Source organism: Streptomyces asoensis (genome assembly GCF_016860545.1).
In the GTDB taxonomy this organism is placed as follows: Bacteria; Actinomycetota; Actinomycetes; order Streptomycetales; family Streptomycetaceae; genus Streptomyces; species Streptomyces asoensis.
Map to the genome: position 1 here is coordinate 639,767 of NZ_BNEB01000001.1, position 20,739 is coordinate 660,505.

The window sequence follows — 20,739 nt, forward strand, 5'->3', positions numbered from 1 at the left end:
TGAGCTCCCGGAAACCTCCACGCAACGAAACGTCACGGAAACACACCTGTACGCGGGCGGAAACCGGGAGCGGTGAATCTCTGACGAGCCCCCGCATCGTTGGAGACCCCCGTGACTCTGGCCGCCGCCCACGTGAACACCGGCGACACCGCCTGGCTGCTCGCCGCCACCGCCCTCGTCCTGCTGATGACCCCGGGTCTGGCCCTCTTCTACGGCGGTATGGTCCGCACGAAGAGCGTCCTCAACATGCTCATGATGAGCTTCGTGTCGATCGCGCTGGTCACGGTGGTGTGGCTGACCGCCGGCTACTCCCTGGCCTTCGGTGCCGACGCCGGGGGCGGTCTGATCGGCGGGCTGGAGCACGCGGGCATGGCGGGTCTCGGCCCGGACAGCGTCCAGGGGACGGTGCCCACCCTCCTGTTCGCCACCTTCCAGCTCACCTTCGCGATCATCACGGCCGCGCTGATCAGCGGCGCGATCGCGGACCGGGCGAAGTTCGGGGCGTGGCTGGTCTTCGTGCCGGTCTGGGCGCTGCTGGTATACGTTCCCGTCGCGCACTGGGTCTGGGGCCCCGGCGGCTGGATCCTGGACGGGCTCGGGGCGCTGGACTTCGCGGGCGGTCTGCCCGTCGAGATCACCTCGGGCGCCTCGGGGCTTGCGTTGTGCCTGGCCCTGGGCCCGCGGCTCGGTTTCAAGAAGGACGCGATGCGTCCGCACAATCTGCCCATGGTGGTGCTGGGCGCGGGTCTGCTCTGGTTCGGCTGGTTCGGTTTCAACGCGGGTTCCGCGCTGGGCGCGAACGGCCTGGCGGCCGCCGCGTTCCTGAACACCCTCGCCGCGGGCTGCACCGGCCTGCTCGGCTGGCTCTTCGTCGAGCAGCGGCGCGACGGCCATCCGACGACGCTGGGCGCCGCGTCCGGCGCGGTCGCGGGCCTCGTGGCCATCACCCCGTCGTGCGGCTCGGTCTCCCTGCCGGGCGCCCTGGTCGTCGGCCTCGCCGCCGGTGTCGTCTGCTCCTACGCCGTGAGCTGGAAGTTCCGGCTGAACTACGACGACTCCCTCGACGTGGTCGGCGTCCACCTGGTCGGCGGGGTCATCGGCACGCTCCTCATCGGCGTCTTCGCGGTGGACACCATGACCGGCGGCCCCGAGGGCCTGCTGTACGGCGGCGGGCTCACCCAGCTCGGCAAGCAGCTGGTCGCCGTCGCCGCCGTGGCGGTGTACGCCTTCGGGGTCACCTTCGGCATCGGCAAGCTGCTCGACAGGACGATCGGCCTGCGCGCGGACGAGGACCACGAGCACACCGGCCTGGACCTTACGGTGCACGCCGAGACGGCATACGATCACGGCGTCCTGGGCCACGGCGCCCCGGTCTCCGCGCACTCCGTCCCCTCCGTCCAGAAGGTCAAGCCACGGGAATGAAGCTCATCACCGCCATCGTCAAGCCCTACCGCCTCGACGAGGTCAAGACGGCCCTCCAGGAGCTCGGCGTGCACGGCCTGACCGTCACCGAGGCCAGTGGCTACGGCCGGCAGCGCGGTCACACCGAGGTGTACCGGGGCGCCGAGTACCAGGTCGACCTGGTGCCCAAGGTCCGCATCGAGGTCGTCGTCGACGACGCGGACTCCGAGGCCGTGATCGACGCGGTGGTGCGCGCGGCGCACACCGGCAAGATCGGGGACGGGAAGGTGTGGGCCGTGCCGGTCGAGACGGTCGTGCGGGTGCGGACGGGCGAGCGCGGACCCGACGCGCTCTAGCCTCCGGCGGCCCGGCCGACCTCCTGGTACGGGTCCGTGGGGGCTGGTCGCGCAGTTCCCCGCGCCCCTTCGGTGCGCGTCCGGCGCCGTCCCATCAGGAGCCACACGCCGGTCGCGGTCCCCGCGACCACGAGCGCGACCGGCAGCCACGGCACCGCCAGGAAGGACGCCTTCGCCGACTCCTCGGTGCCCTTGGCCGTCGCCGTCAGCCTGACGTGGGCCCGGTCGAACTGGGGGGCTCCGGTCCAGCGTTCGGTGAGGCGGACGCGCTGGCCCGGGAGGAGCTGGGAGGGGAGCTTCTTCAGGTCCCGCGTCAGGAGGGTGCGGCCGAACAGGCCGCTCGCCTTCAGCTCCACTTTCGGCGCGAGGGTGACGTTCCCGGTGTTGTGCAGTGTGTAGGAGATCGTCGCCGTGCTGTCGCCGAGGCCGGGGACCAGCGGCTGGTGGTGGACGACCTGCACGTCCTCGACGGCCAGGCCGGGCAGCGCGGGCCCGCCGACCTGGAGGTAGACCCGGGCGCCGACGGCCCGCTGCACACCGAGCGCGACCCCCGCGCCGCCCTTGTCGACCCGTTCGTCCAGGGCGACGATCGCGCCCGGATGGTCGCCGGGCTCGGCGCCCCGGGGTACCCGGACGGTGAACGGCACGGTGACCGTGGCACGGCCCGGCACGGTGACACGGTCCTTCGGCAGCACGGCCCACGCGCCCACGCCCCGCATCTTCTCGCCGGGCGACTTCACGGCGAACCCGCCGTCCCGCGCGGTGTTGTAGGCGTCGGCCGCGTAGAGCCGGAAGGTGAGGGGCCCGTCCGTCTTGTTGGCGACGACGACCTTGTCCTGGATCGTCCGGCCCGGATCGGCAAAGACGTAGAAGTAGGGCCGTGCGGCGACGGCCGAGGAGACGGGGTACACGGACCAGCTGCCGTTGTCGGCCGCGCGGGCGGGGGCCGCGGACGTCAGGAACAGCAGGAAGGACAGGCAGGACAGGAGGGACAGGAGAGGGACGTACGGCTTGCGCATGGGTGCGGACCCCCGGCGTACGGCGGACGGGCCCGGGCGGTCGGGCCCGGCGGGGCGGGCAGCGGCGGCTGGGTGGACGGGCGGGTGCGGACCTGTGGGGCGGGCGCCCGGCCACCGGTGGACCTGGTGCGTACGCTCAGGTGAGCGTGAGGGTCAGGACGCCGGCGTACGTGCCCGGAGGCGTGAACGACGGGACGTCGAGGGAGAGCCGGGCGTCGGCGGTGAACTCGCCGCCGGTGGCCGTGCCGTCGGGCGTGGACGCCAGGGTCGCCCCCGAGGCGCCGACGGTGCCCGCCGAACCGGCCTGACAGGTGCTCGGGCTGCCCGCCTTGGTGGCGCACGCGGGCGACCAGCTCAGCTTGCCGGCGTCGATCTTGGCGCCGGGGCCGCTGAAGTCGGTGACCTTGCCCGTCAGGGACCAGCCCGCGGGGCCGCCGCGGAAGTCCTTGACGGTCACCGTCTGGAGGGCGCCGGTCGAGGCGCCGCCCTGGCCGAAGTCCACCCCGGACAGCTGGACGGCGTCCCCGGCCTGGGACATCGACAGCGTGCCCGCGCGGACCGTGGTGGTCACCTTCTGGCTGCCGTCCGGTACGGGCTGGTCGTCGATGACGACGTACGCGACCGGTCCCGCGCCGAGGTCCGAGCTCCACGCGCCGCCCTCGTACGCCACGACACCGGTCGTGGTGAGGTCACTGACGGCGAGCGAGCCGGAGATCCCGCCCTGGGCGTTCGCGGTCACGGTCGCCGTGTCCGCGGTCTGGGTGGTCCCGGAGCGTCCGGCCAGGGTGACCGCCGCGCCCGGGGTGAAGCCGCTGCCCGTGACGGCGACGGTCGCGCCCGGACTCCCGGAGGCCGAACCCAGGCTGATGGCACGGGTGTTGGCCGGGGGGTTGTCCGCGGCGGTGACGGTCTCCGACACCGGAGCGGGCGGGTTGGTCACCGTGCAGGGGGTGTCGAGTTCCAGGATGTAGCTGGTGTGGATGTTGTAGTCGCCGGGCGAGAGGGCGATCGCGCCGGGCGCGGTGACCGTGAAGGTGCCGGTCATGGAGAACGACGGGAAGGCTCCCTTGCCGGGCACCGGGTCGTTCTTCTTCGGCCCCGTGACGGTGACGCTGCCGGTCTGCGCGCCGGCGAGGGTGACCTTGCCCGTCGGCGTCATGATGTCGGCCGGCAGGGCCAGGTCGGTGGGGTTGCTCGCGGCGGGGGTGACCACCGTGTACGTGACGGTGACGGTGTCGCCGACCTTGGGGCTGGTGTTGTCCACCGTGATCTTCGCGGTGGTGGTGCCGTCGATCGGCGGGAGACCCGCGATCGCCGGCGGGATGCAGTGCGTGGGGTAGTCCACATTGGACGCGGCGCCGGCCGGGGCCGCGAGCGCCCCGCCGGCGGTGACCGCGAGCGCGGTCGCGCCGAGCAGCGAGGCCCAGCGCCGTCTTCGGGAACCTCGGGTGCTTCCGGAACTTCGGGGTGAACCCATGTTGCCCCCTCCTCCAGGGTGCGGGCGCAGCGGCTCTTCTGCGCCGACAGGGGGCATTGATGTGCGGATCGCGTGAGAAGTCAATGGACATCACGCAGATACCTGATGGACCGTCAGCTTCCTGCTCGCGCAGAGAAGCCGACGGCCCGTGAGCGAGGTTTCCGACCGCTATCAGCTGAACACGAAGGGACCCGGCGCCTGCGCGGCGTTCGCCGTACAGGTGACGGTGATCCCGAAGACGACCATCTTCAGGGATCCCTTGTAGAAGTCCAGGCTGTCACCGGAGGCCACGGTCCCGTTGAGCGGACCGACCGTGATCGGGTCGCCGGTGGCCATGGCGGGGTTCACGGCGCCGCTGAAGACCCGGGCGGCACCGGTCGAGTTCGCCATCGTGAGCGTGGAATTGATGCTGTTCGCGCCGATCGGGATCGGCGCGGTGATCGCCGTCGACGACAGCTTGAGGGTGGCGGCCGTGCCCGTCTGGGTGGCCGTGAGGGTGGCTGCGCCGCCTCCGAAGAGACCGCAGTTGGCGGTGACGGTCGCCGTCAGCGGGGTGACGGCGACAGCCGAGGGCGCGAAGGCCAGCCCGGTGACCGCGAGGGCCCCGGCCAGCATTGCCGCACCTGATCCGATTCGCTTGCCTCTCATGGGATCCGCTCCCTTCCCGAGTACGGGAATCCATGTGGGGGGTGGATGGACGGGAGATGCCGACGGACCACCGCCCGGGAGGGATGGGTGCGGGCACCCTGCCCGGAGCGGATCTGACGGTCCGTCGGAACTTGCGGTTCCATTGATGCGTGAGCGATTCGAAAACGGCAAGGTTGAAAACCGGCCTACCTGGAGCCGCCGCCTGCCTGTGACGGCAGGTGACTCCCGGACGCCCTGGGACGGGAACGCCCCCGCGGGCGGCGCCCTAGGGGGTCAGGCCGTGGCGACGGTCAGGCGGACGGTTCCGTCGGGGGCGGCCAGCAGCACCGGGGTCCCCGGACCCCCGAGGTCGCCCACGGCGGCGAGATCGGCCTCGGCGGCCGCCTCCTCGGTGGTCACCACCGCCGCCGCCTCCAGCGACCGCGCGCCCGAGGCCACGGCCATCGCCACCGCCGTCTGGAGCGCGGTCAGCCGCAGCGACGGCAGGGCCACCGTCGCCGCGACATACGTACGTCCCGTCTCGTCCCGTACGGCGGCCCCCTCGGGCACACCGTTACGGGCCCGCGCGGAACGGGCCAGGGTGACGATCTTGCGGTCCTCGGGGTCGAGCGCGTTGCTGTCGGTCATGCCCCGAGCATACGAAGAACCGGCCGGGGCCCGGCGACGCGGCCACGGGGCGGACTCAGGGCCGGTCGAGCCTCAGCCGCTCGGCCCTCGGCAGCCCGGCGACCACCAGGTCGTAGGAGTCCTCGACGAGCTCGCGCACCAGCCGCTCGGGAAGCCCCGCGTCGACCGTCACCGTGTTCCAGTGCCGCTTGTTCATGTGGTAGCCGGGCACGATCAGCCCCTCGTGCTCCCCGCGCAGGCGCACCGCGTCGTCCGGGTCGCACTTGAGGTTCACCGTCAGGGGCCGCGCGTCCAGGGTCGTCAGGGCGAACAGCTTGCCGCCGACCTTGAAGACCGAGATCTCCGGACGGAAGGGGAAGTCCTCCACCGCCGCGTTGAAGGAGAGGCACAGGGCACGCAGTTGCTGAGGTGTCATGGCGTCACTCCCGTCGGCCCGGTCATTCCGCTTCCGCCTCTTCCTGCCGCTCGGCCTCCGGTCCGGCCGGGACGACGGGCTCCACCAGCACCGTGACGATCTTGTTCCGGCGGCCGGCCGCCGCCTCCGCCGTCAGCCGCAGCCCGCGCCCGTCCGGCAGGTCGACCACGCTCGACGCGCCGGCGATGGGCACCCGGCCCAGGGCCTTGGCGAGCAGCCCTCCGACGGTCTCCACGTCCTCGTCGTCGTACTCGTCGAGGCCGTACAGCTCGCCGAGGTCGGTGATGTCGAGGCGGGCCGTGACCCGGTGGCGGTCGTCTCCGAGTTCCTCCACGGGCGGGAGCTCCCGGTCGTACTCGTCGGTGATCTCGCCGACGATCTCCTCCAGGATGTCCTCGATGGTCACGATGCCGGCCGTGCCGCCGTACTCGTCGATGACGACGGCGACGTGGTTGCGGTCCTGCTGCATCTCCCTGAGCAGGTCACCGGCGTTCTTGGTGTCGGGCACGAACGCGGCGGGCCGCATCGCCGTCGACACCAGCTCGCCCTCGGCGTCCCGGTTGATGTGCGTCTTGCGGACCAGGTCCTTCAGATACACGATGCCGACGATGTCGTCCTCGTTCTCCCCGGTCACGGGTATGCGGGAGAAGCCGGACCGCAGGGCGAGGGTGAGGGCCTGGCGGATGGTCTTGTACCGCTCGATGACGACGAGGTCGGTCCGCGGGACCATGACCTCGCGCACGAGGGTGTCGCCGAGCTCGAAGACGGAGTGCACCATGCGGCGCTCGTCGTCCTCGATCAGGGACTCCTTCTCGGCGAGGTCCACCAGCGCGCGCAGTTCCGCCTCGGAGGCGAAGGGGCCCCGGCGGAAGCCCTTGCCGGGGGTGAGCGCGTTGCCGATGAGGATCAGCAGCGAGGGGATCGGGCCCATGATCCGCGCCAGCGGGAGGAGCACGTACGCGGCCGCCGTGGCGGTGTTCAGCGGATGCTGGCGGCCGATGGTGCGCGGGGAGACGCCGACGGCGACGTACGAGACGAGGACCATCACGCCGATCGCCGCGAACAGGGCCCCGGTCGTGCCGTCGATCTCCTGGAGGCAGGCGTAGGTGACCAGCGCGGCGGCCGCCATCTCGCAGGCGACCCGGACCAGCAGCGCCACGTTCAGGTAGCGGGTGGGGTCGGCGGCGATCTGCGCGAGCTTGGCGCTGCCCCGCCGCCCGGACCGCACGGCCTCCTCGGCACGGAAACTGGAGACGCGCGCGAGGCCCGCCTCCGCGCAGGCGGCGAGCCAGGCGACGACGACCAGGGCGATCGCGCCGGCGACGAGCGTCGGGCTCATGAGACGGTCGGGGCCGGGGACGGGCCGGTGAAGCCCTTCTCGGCACGCCAGCCGTCGACGATGGCGGCCTGGAGACCGAACATCTCGGCCTTCTCGTCGGCCTCCTCGTGGTCGTACCCGAGGAGGTGGAGCACGCCGTGGACGGTGAGCAGCTGGAGCTCCTCGTCCATGGAGTGCTCCGTGGGCGCTTCCTTGCCCTGCCGCTCGGCGACCTCGGGACACAGCACGATGTCGCCGAGGAGGCCCTGCGGGGGCTCGTCGTCGTCCTTCGACGGCGGACGCAGCTCGTCCATCGGGAAGGACATGACGTCCGTCGGCCCCGGCAGGTCCATCCACTGGATGTGCAGCTGCTCCATGGCGTCGGCGTCCACCACGATCACCGAGAGCTCGGAGAGCGGGTGGATGCGCATCCGTGTGAGCGCGTAGCGGGCGATGTCGAGGATCGCCTGCTCGTCGACCTCGGTTCCGGACTCGTTGTTGACGTCGATCGACATGGTGCTGGCTTGTCTACTTCCGCTTGTTGCGGCCGCCCTTGTGGGTGCCGTTCTCCGTGCCGTTGTGGCTGTCGTACTTCTCGTACGCGTCGACGATACGGCCGACCAGCTTGTGCCGGACGACGTCCTGCGACGACAGGCGGGAGAAGTGGACGTCGTCGAGCCCCTCCAGGATGTCCTGGACCTGGCGCAGACCCGACTTCGTGCCGTTCGGCAGGTCGACCTGGGTCACGTCACCCGTGATGACGATCTTCGAGTCGAAGCCGAGCCGGGTGAGGAACATCTTCATCTGCTCGGGGCTCGTGTTCTGGGCCTCGTCCAGGATGATGAAGGCGTCGTTGAGGGTCCGGCCGCGCATGTACGCCAGGGGCGCCACCTCGATCGTCCCCGAGGCCATCAGCTTGGGGATCGAGTCCGGGTCGAGCATGTCGTGCAGCGCGTCGTACAGCGGGCGCAGGTAGGGGTCGATCTTCTCGTACAGCGTGCCCGGCAGGAAGCCGAGCCGCTCCCCCGCCTCGACCGCGGGGCGCGTCAGGATGATGCGGTTGACCTGCTTGGACTGGAGGGCCTGGACCGCCTTGGCCATGGCCAGGTAGGTCTTGCCGGTGCCCGCGGGGCCGATGCCGAAGACGATCGTGTGCTTGTCGATCGCGTCGACGTACCGCTTCTGGTTGAGGGTCTTGGGTCTGATGGTGCGACCGCGCGAGGACAGGATGTTCTGTGTCAGAACCTCGGCCGGGGTCTCCTGGCCGTCACTCGTCCCGTTCTCACTCGCCCGCAGCATGGCGATCGAGCGTTCCACTGCGTCCTCCGTCATCGGCTGTCCGGTGCGGAGCACCAGCATCATCTCGTCGAACAAGCGCTGGATGAGGGCGACTTCCCGCGCGTCGCCGGTCGCGCTGACCTCGTTGCCCCGGACGTGGATGTCGGCCGCCGGGAAGGCCGTCTCGATCACGCGCAGAAGGGAGTCGCCGGATCCCAGCACCGAAACCATCGGATGCCGGGCGGGAACGGTGAACTGTGCTCTCGCCTTGCCCTGCGCGGGCGTCTGAGCTGTGGGTGTCTCAGTCATAGACCGGCCCGAAAGCCTCTACGTCCTCCCGGATGCGTCTCGCCTGCCACAAGGGCGGCCTGGCGAGTTCAAGGGTACGCCAGGGGACTGACAACGCCGTAGGGCTTTTCCCGGGCGCCAGGGGCCCGGGGGGCCTACGCGGAGCGGCCGAAACCGATCGTCGGCACCGCTCTGCGCAACGGCCACGGGGTGCCCTCCCCCGCCTCGGGGAGCAGCGCGGGGAGCAGGTCGTCCAGGAAGGCGTACCGGCGCAGCGCCCCGGGGTCCTGGCCCTCGACCGACTGGACCCTGCGCCACCAGGCGGCGATCTCGGACCAGCCGGGGGCGGACAGCGAGCCGCCGAACTCCTGCACGGACAGGGCCGCGGTGAGACCGGCGAAGGCGAGGCGGTCGGCGAGCGGCCAGCCGGCCAGGGTGCCGGTGACGAAGCCGGCGACGAAGACGTCCCCGGCGCCGGTCGGGTCGAGTGCCTCGACGGCGATGGCGGGGACCTCGGCGGACTCGCCGGAGCGCCGGTCGACGGCGTAGGCGCCCTCGGCGCCGAGGGTCACGACGGCGAGCGGCACGTACGCGGTGAGGGCGTGGGCGGCGGCGCGGGGGCAGGAGGCGCCGGTGTAGCGCATGGCCTCCTGCGCGTTGGGCAGGAAGGCCTCGCAGTGCGCCAGGTCGGTGAGGCCGGCCAGGTCCCAGGCACCGGTGTCGTCCCATCCGACGTCGGCGAAGACGCGGGTGCCGCGGGCGGCCGCCCGCTCGATCCAGGGGGCGGGTCTACCGGGGGTGAGGGAGGCGACGGCGGCGCGGGCGTGCGGGGGGTGTTCCGGCGCGCCCTCCTGGACCAGGGCGGCCTCCAGGGGCGGTTCGTGGCCGTGGGAGACCATGGTCCGTTCGCCCTCGTAGGCCATGGAGACGGTGACGGGCGAGTGCCAGCCGGGGAGGGAGCGCGAGGGGGTGAGGTCGATGCCCTCGCCCTGTTCCAGGGCGTCCCAGCAGTACTCGCCGTAGTGGTCGTCACCGAAGGCGGCCGCGAGCGAGGTGCGCAGGCCCAGGCGGGCGAGCGCGGTGGCCATGTTGGCGACGCCCCCGGGGCTCGACCCCATGCCGCGCGCCCAGGACTCGGTGCCGCGCACCGGGGCGGAGTCCAGCCCGGTGAAGATGATGTCGAGAAAGACGGTGCCGGTGAGGTAGACGTCCCACGGCGGATCGGTGGGGCCGCGCAGGGCGGCCAGGGGGTCGACCCGCGCGGCCCGGCGGTCGCCCTGGCCGGTCTGGCCCGTTCGGCCGGTCTGCCCGGTGTGGCGGTGGTGTCCCTCTCCGGTGGACGCGTTGGACGCGGTCACGGTGCGCTCCCTGACGTGGTGCCGTTGTGGCCAGTGTGCACCACGGCACCGACGACACGCCGTCCGTCACGCGCGGCGCCGGGACACCGGTCGCGCCCCGGCTCACGTCCTCACGGGGTCACCAGCGGGGGACGGCCGGGGTGACCCAGGCGGGGTCGGCGATCCGCATGGCCGCCGCGTCGTCGCGCTCGCGCAGGGCGCCGTCGTCGTCGAGCCAGCGCCGGTGCAGGAACCGGAGGCGGTCGTGGTCGAGTTCGACGCCGAGGCCGGGCGCGTCCGGCACGGTCACCTTCCCGCCGTCGAAGGTCAGGCGTTCGGTGAGGACGTCCTCGGACTGCCACGGGTAGTGGGAGTCGCAGGCGTGGTGGAGGTCCGCCACGGTGGACGCCACATGGGTCATCGCCGCGAGCGAGATGCCCAGGTGGGTGTTGGAGTGCATGGAGATGCCGACGCCGAACGTCCGGCAGATCGCGGCGAGTTCCCTGGTATTGCGCAGGCCGCCCCAGTAGTGGTGGTCGGAGAGGACCACCTGCACGGCGTCGCTCGCGAACGCCTCCTCGATCTCGGCGAACGTCGTCACGCACATGTTGGTGGCGAGCGGCACGCCGGTCCGCGCGGCCACCTCGGCCATGGCCGGGGTGCCGAGCGCGGGGTCCTCCAGGTACTCGAGGAGGCCGCCGATCTCGTCGGCGACCTTCAGCGAGGTCCCGACGGACCAGGCGCCGTTGGGGTCGAGCCGCAGCGGGTGGCCGGGGAAGGCCTCGGCCAGTGCCCGGACGGCCGCGATCTCCTCCTCCGGCGGGAAGACACCGCCCTTGAGCTTGAAGGAGGTGAACCCGTGCCGTTCCTTGAAGCGCCGGGCCTGTTCGACGATCCCGGCCGGGTCGACGGCGGCGCCCCAGTCGTCCTTCTCGGCGGGGACGCCCTCGGGGTGGGCGGCCCACTTGTAGAAGAGGTAGGCGCTGTACTCGACGGCGTCGCGCACCTTGCCGCCGAGCAGGGCGTGCACCGGCAGGCCGAGCGCCTTGCCGAGGGCGTCGAGGCAGGCGACCTCGAAGGCGGAGAGGACGGACAGGCGCAGCTTGTCGGCGGTCTGGACGCCGCGCAGTCCGCCGACGTCGACCCGGGCGGAGGTCCGGGAGCTGTCGACGGCCACCTCGCCGGCGAGGGCGGTCAGGCCGTTGAGGTCGCTCACCCGGCGGCCGCGCAGCCGCTCGGCGAACGGGCGGGCCAGTTCCAGGTACTTGGTGTCGCCGTAGGTCTCGCCGACGCCGGTGGTGCCGTCCGCCGTCACGACCTCCACGATCAGCCGGGGGGTGTACGGCTGGTGGACGCCCTGGGTGTTCAGCAGCGGCGGGTCGGCGACCAGGATCGGGGTCAGCCGGACGTCCGTGACGGTGAGGTCGGGGCTCACAGCGCGGCTCCTACGAGGTCGAGGCCGGCGGTCAGGAGGTCCCTGAGCTCGGCGAGGTCGGCGGGCGAGGGGTCGGTGAGGGGGGCGCGGACGGGGCCGACGGGGCGGCCGCGCAGCCGGGCGGCCGCCTTCACCAGGGACACGGCGTACCCCGGCACCCGGTCGCGCAGTTCGACGAGCGGGACGTAGAAGTCGCGCAGCAGCCGGTCCACCGTCTTGTCGTCGCCGTCGCGCAGGGCCGTGAAGAAGGCGTTCGCGATCTCCGGGGCGAAGGCGTGGACGGCGGAGGAGTAGGCGGGGACGCCCACGGCGGCGTAGGCGCGGGCCTGGATCTCGGCGGTGGCGGCGCCGTTGAAGAAGAGGAAGCCCTCGGGGGCGGCGAGGGTGAGCCGCTGGAGTCGGTCGAGGTCGCTGTGTCCGTCCTTGAGGCCGATGACGGAGGGGAGGGCGGCGATGCGTCCGAGCGAGGCGGCGGTGAAGGCGACCTGGCCGCGCTGGTATGCGATGAGCGGCAGCCGGGTGCGGGCGGCGAGCTGTTCCAGCTGGGCGACGAGGCCGTCCTGCGGGGCGGCGACGAGGTAGTGCGGCAGGACGAGCAGGGCGTCGGCGCCCGCTTCCTGCGCGATCCGCGCGAAGCGGGCGGCCTGGGCCCAGCCGTAGCCCACCCCGGCGACGACGGGCAGCCGGCCGGCCGCCTCCTCGACGGTGATCGTCACGACCTGCCGGTACTCGTCCTCGTCGAGGGAGAAGAACTCGCCGGTGCCGCAGGCGGGGAAGACGGCCCCCGGGGCGGTCGCGATCTGTGCCGCGACATGGGCGCGGAACCCGTCGGGGTCGAGGGAGCCGTCGTCGCGGAAGGCGGTGAGCGGGAAGGACAGCACCCCCCGGGTCATGCCGTCCCGCAGCCGCCGCACCGTTTCGCTGTCGGAGCTCACCCTCGGTCATCTCCCTACATGGACGCTGTCTATATATGAAGATGAAGATTAGATACGCGAACGGTCATCGTCAATGGGACGGTCCCGGACCCGGCCTCGGACGCGCCCGGCCGGACCCGGCGTCCTACGATCGGCCCATGTCGGAGACAGGGGGCGTCCGCGAGGTGAAGTCGGCGGCGCGCACGGTCGAGCTGCTGGAGCTGCTCGCGGCGCGCGGTGACCGGCCGGCGCGCCTCCAGGAGCTGGCGGACGAGCTGGGCGTGCCGCGCAGCTCGATGTACGCGCTGCTCCAGACCCTGATCGGGCGGGGCTGGGTGCGCACGGACGCGACCGGCTCCCTCTACGGCATCGGCATCCACGCCCTGCTGACCGGTACGAGCTACCTCGACTCGGATCCGCGCGTACGGCTGGTGCGGCCCTGGCTCGACGAGGCGTCCGAGGCGCTGGGCGAGACGATCCACCTGGGGCGGCTGGACGGCCGGGGCGTGGCGTATCTCGCGACGCGCGAGTCGCACGAATACCTGCGCACCATCAGCCGGGTCGGCCGGCGGCTCCCGGCGCACGTCGGCGCGCTCGGCAAGGCGCTGCTGGCGCAGCGGCCCGACGAGGAACTGCCCGAGGGGCCCTACGAGGCGTTCACCCCGCACACCCGCACCAGTCGGCAGGCCCTCCTCGCCGACCTCGGCGAGGTGCGGGCGCGCGGGTACTCCGTGGACCGCGAGGAGGGCGTCCTCGGCATCGTCGGGTTCGGATTCGCGCTGCGGTACGACACTCCCGCGCAGGACGCGGTGAGCTGCTCGGTGCCGGTGGCCCGGCTGACCCCGGAGCACGAGGAGCGGATCGTCGCCGTGATGCGGGAGATCAGGGCGAAGATCGAGGCGTCGGCGCCGGGCGCGGGCGGCGCCCCCGACTGGCGGTAGCGGTCGCGAAAGCCCTGGCGCGTACCCGGCATCCGCCGGGCCAAACGCATGGTGATCCACATCACCCGCCCCCGTCTTCTTCTCGCCCCGTGCGCTTGATACAAATTGCCCGCGCGTTCCTGTCCGTCGACGGTCGGCGCCCCACCCCCCTTTTTTTATGCCGTCCCTTCCGCATGCCCTGGAACGCCCGTGCCCGCCCCTCGCTCCACCCTGCCCTGGCCCGTCGTCGCCCTGTTCACGGCCGGGTACCTCGCCCCCTACCTGCTGCCGACCGTGGTCGGCCGACTGGACGCCGGGCTGCCGCTGTCCGCCACCGAGGCCGGAGCCGTCGGCAGCGCGCTGCTGCTCGGTTCGGCCGCCGCCGGGTTCCTGCTCGCCTCCCGCGTCGAGCGGATCGGCGCACGGACCCTCGCCCGGACCGGCCTCGCCCTCGCCGTGCTCGGGTACGGCGGTGCCGCCCTCGCCGGTGACGTGCCGGCCGTGATCGCGGGCGCGGTCCTCGGCGGCCTCGGGTCCGGCACCGTCACCACGGTCGCCGCCACCCGGATCGCCGCCGCGCCCGACCCGCACCGCGTCTCGACGGCGGGCCTGCTCGGGGTCTCCGCGCTCGCGGGCGTCGTCTATCTGACGGTGCCGCACCTGGGCCCGGGACACGGACAGCCGCTCGCCGCCATCGCCCTGACCGCGCTCGCCGTATGGCCGCTGACGGGCCGTCTGCCCGGCCGCACGGCACCCGGTCCGGCGCGCCGCGAGAACCGGGCGCGGCTGCCCCGGCTGCGTGCCGGGCTCGTGCTGGCCGCCGCCATGCCCTGCTGGTCCCTGGTGCAGAACTCGCTCTGGGGCGTCAGCGGACGCATCGGGCTCGACCAGGCGCACCTCGGCGAGGCCGGCGTCGGCGCCGTCTTCGCGGTGGCGCTGGGCGCGGGGCTCGCGGGGGTGCTGGGCGCGGGGGTGCTCGGGGCGCGACTCGGGCGCGCGGTGCCCATCGGCGCCGGGACGGTGCTGATCGCGGGCTGTGTCGTCGCCAGCGCCTCGGCGACCGGACCGGTGAGCTTCGCGGCCGGTGAGATCGCCTGGAACACGCTCTACCCGATCGTGCTGTCGTACCTGATCGGGCTGGCCGCCTCGCTCGACCCGCGCGGGCGCTGGGCGGTGCTCGTCGGATCGGCGTCCTCGCTGGGCACGGCGGCCGGGCCGCTGACCGGGAGTGTGCTGTCGGCGTGGGCCGGGTTCCCGGTGATGGGGCTGGTCCTCGGCGCCGGACTGCTGGTCGTCGCCGTGCCGATGACCGCCGTCGCCGTGCGCGCGGGCGGTCCCGCGGGACCGGTCCGGCGGGGCGGCGTCCCCGAGCCGCGGACCGCGGACCTGCCGCCCACGGAGATCCCGGTGGTGGAGATCCCGGTCGAGGGTGTGGCCGTGCCCGTGCGGGACGCGTACGGCACGGCGGGTCCCCGGCCCGCGGGCGCCGCGCCGGGGGCCGGTGACTGAGGGCACCGCCCCGTCGGCGCGCCCCGCACGCCCCGCGCGCGGCCGTCAGAACGTGTAGCTGTCGACCTCCGCGAGGTACCTGGCCCGCAGTTCCTCGTCGTCCTCCAGGAAGGAGGCGACGAAGGAGTTGCGGGCCAGCTCGCGCAGCCGCTCCTCGTCCAGCTTCAGCGCGGCGGCCACCGCGTCGAAGTTGTCGCCCGCGTACCCGCCGAAGTAGGCGGGGTCGTCGGAGTTGACCGTGCACAGCAGCCCGGCGTCGAGCATGGCGGGCAGCGGATGCGCGGCGAGGACGTCGACGGTCCGCAGCCGGACGTTGGAGAGCGGGCACAGCGTCAGCGGGATCCGCTCCCGCACCAGCCGTTCGACGAGCCGCGGGTCCTCCATGCACCGGAGCCCGTGGTCGATGCGCTCCACGCCCAGCAGGTCGAGGGCCTCGGTGATGTACTCCGGTGGGCCCTCCTCGCCGGCGTGCGCGACGCGCCGCAGCCCGAGGGCGGCCGCCGCCTCGTACACCTCGCGGAACTTCACCGGCGGATGCCCGACCTCGGCGGAGTCCAGGCCGACGCCGGTGATCCGGTCGAGGTACGGCCGCGCGGCCTCCAGGGTCCGCATCGCGGACGCGGCGGACTCGTCGCGCAGGAAGCACATGATCAGCCGGGTCGAGACGCCGTGGGCGGCCTCGCTGTCGCCGAGCGCGCGCCACAGCCCCTCCACGACCGTGCCCATCTCCACCCCGCGGGCGAGGTGGGCCTGCGGGTCGAAGAAGATCTCCGCGTGCCGTACGCCCTGCGCGGCGGCCCGGGCGAGATAGGCGTTCGCGAGGTCCTCGAAGTCGCGCTCGGTGCGCAGCACGGCCATCAGCTCGTAGTACAGGTTCAGGAAGGACTGGAGGTCCTCGAACCGGTAGGCCTCGCGGAGCTCGTCCGTGCCGGCGTACGGCAGCGCGACCCCGTTGCGGGCGGCCAGCTCGAAAGCGAGCTCGGGCTCCAGGGTTCCTTCGATGTGCAGGTGCAGTTCAGCTTTGGGGAGGGGCATCGAAGCATCGTACGGCCGCTCGGGCTCGGATTTCGCCTTGCACCGTCCGCGCCGGTCGCCCCCGCGGGCAGCTTCCGCGCCGCCGGTCCGGGGGACGTCGCCCCCCGGCAGGGGCGCGCTACCTGCGCTTGGGAACCGGCACCCGCTGGAGGTCGTGCGCCACGGTCAGCTCGCCCTCGAACCCCGCCGCCCGCGCCTGCCGCTCGAACTCCTCCGGGTCTGCGTAGCGCTGGCTGAAGTGGGTGAGGACCAGGTGCCGCACCCCCGCGTCACGGGCCGCCCGCGCGGCCTGACCGGCGGTCAGGTGCCCGTGGTCGACGGCGAGCCGCTCGTCCTCGTCGAGGAAGGTCGACTCGATGACGAGCAGGTCGGCGCCGTCGGCGAGGGCGTGCACCCCGTCGCACAGCCGGGTGTCCATGACGAACGCGAACCGCTGCCCGCGCCGGACCTCGCTCACGTCGTCCAGCGACACCCCGCCGACGGACCCCTCCCGCTGGATGCGGCCGACGTCCGGTCCCGAGACGCCGTGCGCCGCGAGCCGTTCGGGCAGCATGCGGCGGCCGTCGGGCTCGACGAGCCGGTAGCCGTAGGACTCGACGGGGTGCGAGAGCTTCGCGCTCTCCAGCCGGTAGGACGACGTGGTGGCGAGGACCCCGTCCGCGTCGACCGGCGCCTCGGTGATGCCGACCGTCTCGCGGTAGGCGGTCGAATGACGCAGCCGCTCGAAGAAGTGGCTTCCGGAGCGCGGGAAGTGGGCCGTGACCGGGTGCGGCACCTGGTCCAGGTTGATGCGCTGGATGACACCGGCGAGACCGAGGGAGTGGTCGCCGTGGAAGTGCGTGACGCAGATCCGGTTCAGGTCGTGCGCGGCCACCCCGGCCCGCACCATCTGGCGCTGGGTGCCCTCGCCCGGGTCGAAGAGGATGCCCTCGGCGTCCCAGCGCAGGAAGTAGCCGTTGTGGTTGCGGTGCCGGGTCGGGACCTGGCTGGCGGTGCCGAGCACCACCAGTTCGCGTACGGACACGGCGGCCTATCCGGGGGGCCAGTGCAGGCCGCGGCCGCCGAGGACGTGCGCGTGGGCGTGCCACACGGTCTGGCCGGCGCCGGTCCCGGTGTTGAAGACGGTGCGGTAGCTCTCCAGCTTGTCCAGCTCGGCGACCGCCTGCGTCTCGCGGAGCACGTCGGCGGCGAGTTCGGGTGCGCCGGCGGCCAGGGCGGCGGCGTCCCGGTAGTGCGCCTTCGGGATGACCAGGACGTGGGTGGGCGCCTGCGGGTTGATGTCCCGGAAGGCGATGGTCGTCTCGGTCTCCCGCACGATCGTCGCCGGGACGGCACCCGCGACGATCCTGCAGAACAGACAATCGTCCTGCGCTTCCCCTGCCATACGGGTCCCTCCTCGGACGGTTGATCAGTACGGGGGCATGGTAGCGGGGGCCCGGCCCCGGGGCCCGCCCTGCGTCCGGGGAGGAGACCCGGGGGCGGGGCGGGGCCCGGGCGGGCTAGGAGCCCGGCAAGGGGGGAGGTGTCTTCGCCGGGGTTTCCCGGAGAGCGGCGAGCGCCAGCGACACGGCCTCGTCCAGCTGGACGTCCCGTCCGGCCGCGTGGTCCTGGGGGGCGCAGACGACCTCGACGTCCGGATCGACGCCGTGGTTCTCCACGCCCCACCCCTGACCCTCCAGCCAGAAGGCGTACTTGGGCTGGGTGACGAGCGTGCCGTCGACGAGCCGGTAGCGGCTGTCGATCCCGATCGTCCCGCCCCAGGTGCGCGTCCCCACCACGGGTCCGATGCCGAGCGCCTTGATCGCCGCGTTGACGATGTCCCCGTCGGACCCGGAGAACTCGTTGGCGACGGCGACGACGGGTCCGCGCGGCGCGTCCTCGGGGTAGCTGGACGCCCGCATCCCGCGCGGCAGGTCCCAGCCGACGATGCGCCGGGCGAGCTTCTCGACGACCAGCTGCGAGGTGTGCCCGCCGCGGTTCTCGCGGACGTCCACGATCAGTCCCTCCCGCGCGACCTCGACCCGCAGGTCCCGGTGGATCTGGGCCCAGCCGGGCGCCTGCATGTCGGGCACGTGCAGGTAGCCCAGCCGGCCGCCCGAGGCCTCGTGCACATGGGCCCGCCGGTCCGCGACCCACGCGTGGTAGCGCAGTGCCTCCTCGTCGTCGACGGGCACGACGACGGCATGCCTCGGCTCGCCCCCGCCGGACGGCGAGATCGTCAGCTCGACGACCCGGCCCGCGGTGCCGACGAGCAGCGGTCCCGGCCCGGTGAGCGGATCCACCGGCTGCCCGCCGACGGCGACGATCGTGTCGCCGGCCCGCACCGCGACCCCGGGCGCGGCGAGCGGGGAGCGCGCGTCGGGGTCGGAGGTCTCCGAGGGCAGGATCCGGTCGATGCGCCAACTGCCGTCCGTGTGACGGGAGATGTCGGCGCCCAGCAGACCCTGCCGGGCGCCGCCGGGTCCGCCGCGCGGGGTGACGTAGGCGTGCGAGGTGCCGAGTTCGCCGTGCACCTCCCACAGCAGGTCGACGAGGTCGTCGTGGGTCGCGACCCGCTCCAGCACGGGCCGGTAGCGGTCGAGGACGCCGTCCCAGTCGACTCCGCCGAGGTCGGGCCGCCAGAAGTTGTCCCGCATGATCCGGCCGGTCTCTTCGTACATCTGCCGCCACTCGGCGGCCGGGTCGACGCTGCGGCGGACCCGGCCGAGGTCGACGGTGATGTTGCTGTCGCTGTCCTCGTCACCGGAGGCGCGCCGGTCGCTCGGGACGACCTTGAGCTTGCCGTCCGTCCACAGCAGCAGCCGCTTGCCGTCGCCGCTGACCTCGTAGCCGTCGGCGTCGGCGGCGAGGTGCTCGACACGCTGGTGCGCGAGGTCGTAGCGCTCGAGTTCGGTGTGCGGGTCGGGGTCGTCGGGGGTGGCGCGGGAGGCGCCGAGGACACCGCGCACGGGGTGCCGAAGCCACAGCACCCCGTCCTTCGCGGCGGCGAGCCCCGAGTAGCGGCCGGCCTCCACCGGGAAGGGGACTATCCGGTCGGCGAGTCCTTCGAGGTCGATCCGGGTGGCCGGGGTGCCCTCGCTGTCGGGCGTCTCGTCCTTGTCGGGGGCCTCGAAGGGCCTGCCGTGCCGCTGCGGGCCGAAGGGGGACGGCGTGGTCGCGGCGAGGGTGATCAGGTGCGGGCGGGCCCCCGCCACGAAGGAGAGGTCGAAGACGTGCTCGTCGTAGACCGGGTCGAAGGCGCGGGCGGAGAGGAACGCGAGGTGTCTGCCGTCGAGGGTGAACGCGGGCGCGTAGTCCCTGAAGCGCAGCGGGGTCGCCTCGGTGACCGACAGGTCGGTGACGTTGGCGAGCTTGAGCTGGCTGAGCGGGCGCGGCCCGGGGTGCGACCAGGCCAGCCAGGCCGAGTCGGGCGAGAAGACCAGGTCGGACACCTCGCCGTCGGGGCTGCTGTCGACCTCGCGGACCTCTCCGGACTCCCGCTCGACGAGCAGCAGCCGCCCGTCGTGCGCGGCGACGGCGGCCCGGCTGCCGTCGGGCGCCATGGCGAGTTCCAGGACCCGGCCGAGCCGTCCGGCCGCGAGCCGGCGCGGGGTGGCGCCCGGAGCGGGCCCGGTGGCGGGGGCGAACTCCAGCGCGTCCTCCCCCTCGGCGTCCGTCACCCACACGACCCACTCCTCGCCCTCCGCGCGGAAGGTGCGGGGCAGCCGGGCCCGGACGCCGGGTTCGGCGGCGAGCGCGCGGGCCGGTCCGCCGCGGTGGGTCACCCAGTGGACGGCGCCGCGGACCTCGACGGCGCTGCCCCGCGCGGTGTGGTCGGGGGCGGCGGCGCCCAGCCACCGGGCGGCGTTCACCGGGTGGGGGCGGCGGTCGGCGCGCTGTCCGCCGAGGCGGATGTCGAGCCGGCGCGGCTCGGCGCCGTCGAGGTCGTCGAGCAGCCACAGTTCGCCCGCGGACATGTAGACGACGCGGGTGCCGTCACCGGCGGCGTGCCGGGCGTAGAAGCCTCCCCCGCTCCCGGCTTCGCCCGCTGGGGAGGTCCCTCCGAGCGGGGTGTGGCGCCGCAGGTCGGATCCGTCGGCGAGGGAGGAGTACAGGGCGCCCGTACCCTCGTGGTCGGAGAGGAACCCCAGGCGGTCCCCCGCCCACACCGGGTACTCGATGTTGCCGTCCAGGTCCTCGTGCAGCCGGACGAACTCCCCGTCGCCCTCGCGGTCGATCCACAGCTTGCCCGCCGTGCCGCCCCGGTAGCGCTTCCAGTGGGCGGCCTCGCGGCCCATCGACGCGGACAGCAGCACGGTGTGCGGGCCGTGGGCGACCGTGCCGACCGGACCGTACGGCAGGGTCGTCGCCGGGCCGCCGTCGACGGGGACGGCCCGGGCCCAGCTGCGCCGCAGGGTCGCCTGGTCGTGGGTGCTGACGACGAGGACCCGGCCGTCCGGGGTCCAGCCCCGCACCCGGGTCTGCCGGCTCCCCCAATAGGTCAGCCGGGTGGAGGGGCCGCCGTCGACCGGGGCGATGTGCACCTCGGGGGCGCCGTCGCGGGTGGAGGTCCAGGCGACCGTGGTGCCGTCGGGCGAGATGCGCGGCGCGGTGACCGGCCGGTTGTCGGCGCTGACGCGCCAGGCGCGCCCGCCGTCGAGGGAGGCCAGCCACACGTCGTCCTCGGCGGTGAAGGTCACCGAGTCGCCGTGCAGGTGGGGGAATCTGAGGTATGCGGCAGGCGTCGCGGGCTGTGTCACCGCATCACTGTATGCAGCGGCGG

Annotated in this window: 19 protein-coding genes; 4 read left to right on the forward strand and 15 right to left on the reverse strand. The window is 73.2% G+C overall.

The window, feature by feature from the left end; all coding sequences use genetic code 11:
- The first annotated feature begins 111 nt into the window (after positions 1 to 111).
- On the forward strand, positions 112 to 1,422 hold the full coding sequence (locus Saso_RS02780) for an ammonium transporter (protein ID WP_189917604.1): 1,311 nt from the start codon (positions 112 to 114) through the stop codon (positions 1,420 to 1,422).
- Positions 1,419 to 1,757, forward strand: a complete 339-nt coding sequence (locus tag Saso_RS02785; protein WP_189917606.1) for a P-II family nitrogen regulator — start codon at positions 1,419 to 1,421, stop codon at positions 1,755 to 1,757. The genes Saso_RS02780 and Saso_RS02785 overlap by 4 nt, the downstream gene beginning before the upstream one ends.
- On the opposite strand, the gene Saso_RS02790 is transcribed toward Saso_RS02785, so the two are convergent.
- The 11 genes from Saso_RS02790 to Saso_RS02840 all read right to left on the reverse strand — a co-directional run bounded on the left by Saso_RS02790 (position 1,754) and on the right by Saso_RS02840 (position 12,492).
- On the reverse strand, positions 1,754 to 2,776 hold the full coding sequence (locus Saso_RS02790) for a DUF916 domain-containing protein (protein ID WP_189917608.1): 1,023 nt from the start codon (positions 2,774 to 2,776) through the stop codon (positions 1,754 to 1,756). The two genes, Saso_RS02785 and Saso_RS02790, sit on opposite strands and share 4 nt — an antisense overlap.
- Positions 2,777 to 2,912: 136 nt before the next feature.
- Entirely contained in the window at positions 2,913 to 4,253 is a 1,341-nt protein-coding gene (locus Saso_RS02795) for a beta-xylosidase (protein WP_189917610.1), read from the reverse strand.
- 171 nt (positions 4,254 to 4,424) lie between these two features.
- Positions 4,425 to 4,901, reverse strand: coding sequence for a hypothetical protein (locus tag Saso_RS02800; RefSeq protein ID WP_189917612.1), 477 nt, complete (start codon positions 4,899 to 4,901; stop codon positions 4,425 to 4,427).
- 273 nt (positions 4,902 to 5,174) lie between these two features.
- On the reverse strand, positions 5,175 to 5,528 hold the full coding sequence (locus Saso_RS02805; RefSeq protein ID WP_189917614.1) for a cytidine deaminase: 354 nt from the start codon (positions 5,526 to 5,528) through the stop codon (positions 5,175 to 5,177).
- Between the two features lie 55 nt (positions 5,529 to 5,583).
- A complete protein-coding gene (locus tag Saso_RS02810; protein WP_189917616.1) occupies positions 5,584 to 5,943 on the reverse strand; it encodes an MmcQ/YjbR family DNA-binding protein in 360 nt (119 codons plus the stop codon).
- Between the two features lie 22 nt (positions 5,944 to 5,965).
- Entirely contained in the window at positions 5,966 to 7,282 is a 1,317-nt protein-coding gene (locus tag Saso_RS02815; protein ID WP_189917618.1) for a hemolysin family protein, read from the reverse strand.
- Entirely contained in the window at positions 7,279 to 7,776 is a 498-nt protein-coding gene (ybeY, locus tag Saso_RS02820; RefSeq protein WP_189917620.1) for an rRNA maturation RNase YbeY, read from the reverse strand. The genes Saso_RS02815 and ybeY overlap by 4 nt, the downstream gene beginning before the upstream one ends.
- A gap of 13 nt (positions 7,777 to 7,789) precedes the next feature.
- The gene (locus tag Saso_RS02825) at positions 7,790 to 8,848 is read right to left on the reverse strand and encodes a PhoH family protein (RefSeq protein WP_189917622.1); all 1,059 of its coding nucleotides are present in this window, start codon (positions 8,846 to 8,848) and stop codon (positions 7,790 to 7,792) included.
- Between the two features lie 134 nt (positions 8,849 to 8,982).
- The gene (locus Saso_RS02830) at positions 8,983 to 10,074 is read right to left on the reverse strand and encodes a carbohydrate kinase family protein (RefSeq protein ID WP_229901070.1); all 1,092 of its coding nucleotides are present in this window, start codon (positions 10,072 to 10,074) and stop codon (positions 8,983 to 8,985) included.
- 229 nt (positions 10,075 to 10,303) lie between these two features.
- Positions 10,304 to 11,599: a glucarate dehydratase family protein gene (locus tag Saso_RS02835; RefSeq protein ID WP_189917626.1), complete on the reverse strand. Its 1,296-nt coding sequence runs from the start codon at positions 11,597 to 11,599 to the stop codon at positions 10,304 to 10,306.
- Complete coding sequence (locus Saso_RS02840; protein ID WP_372442399.1) at positions 11,596 to 12,492, reverse strand: 5-dehydro-4-deoxyglucarate dehydratase; 897 nt, start codon at positions 12,490 to 12,492, stop codon at positions 11,596 to 11,598. The genes Saso_RS02835 and Saso_RS02840 overlap by 4 nt, the downstream gene beginning before the upstream one ends.
- 179 nt (positions 12,493 to 12,671) lie before the next feature.
- Between Saso_RS02840 and Saso_RS02845 the strand changes: the two genes are divergently transcribed.
- Together Saso_RS02845 and Saso_RS02850 are read left to right on the forward strand one after the other, a co-directional pair.
- Entirely contained in the window at positions 12,672 to 13,454 is a 783-nt protein-coding gene (locus Saso_RS02845) for an IclR family transcriptional regulator (RefSeq protein WP_189917630.1), read from the forward strand.
- 189 nt (positions 13,455 to 13,643) lie between these two features.
- A complete protein-coding gene (locus tag Saso_RS02850) occupies positions 13,644 to 14,942 on the forward strand; it encodes an MFS transporter (RefSeq protein WP_189917632.1) in 1,299 nt (432 codons plus the stop codon).
- A gap of 45 nt (positions 14,943 to 14,987) precedes the next feature.
- On the opposite strand, the gene Saso_RS02855 is transcribed toward Saso_RS02850, so the two are convergent.
- The 4 genes from Saso_RS02855 to Saso_RS02870 form a co-directional block, all read right to left on the reverse strand.
- Positions 14,988 to 15,977, reverse strand: a complete 990-nt coding sequence (locus tag Saso_RS02855; RefSeq protein WP_189917634.1) for an adenosine deaminase — start codon at positions 15,975 to 15,977, stop codon at positions 14,988 to 14,990.
- 118 nt (positions 15,978 to 16,095) lie between these two features.
- Positions 16,096 to 17,001, reverse strand: a complete 906-nt coding sequence (locus Saso_RS02860; protein ID WP_189917635.1) for a ribonuclease Z — start codon at positions 16,999 to 17,001, stop codon at positions 16,096 to 16,098.
- Positions 17,002 to 17,007: 6 nt separating this feature from the next.
- The gene (locus Saso_RS02865) at positions 17,008 to 17,361 is read right to left on the reverse strand and encodes an HIT domain-containing protein (RefSeq protein WP_189917636.1); all 354 of its coding nucleotides are present in this window, start codon (positions 17,359 to 17,361) and stop codon (positions 17,008 to 17,010) included.
- 115 nt (positions 17,362 to 17,476) lie between these two features.
- A complete protein-coding gene (locus tag Saso_RS02870; protein ID WP_189917637.1) occupies positions 17,477 to 20,716 on the reverse strand; it encodes a S41 family peptidase in 3,240 nt (1,079 codons plus the stop codon).
- Positions 20,717 to 20,739: the final 23 nt, after the last annotated feature.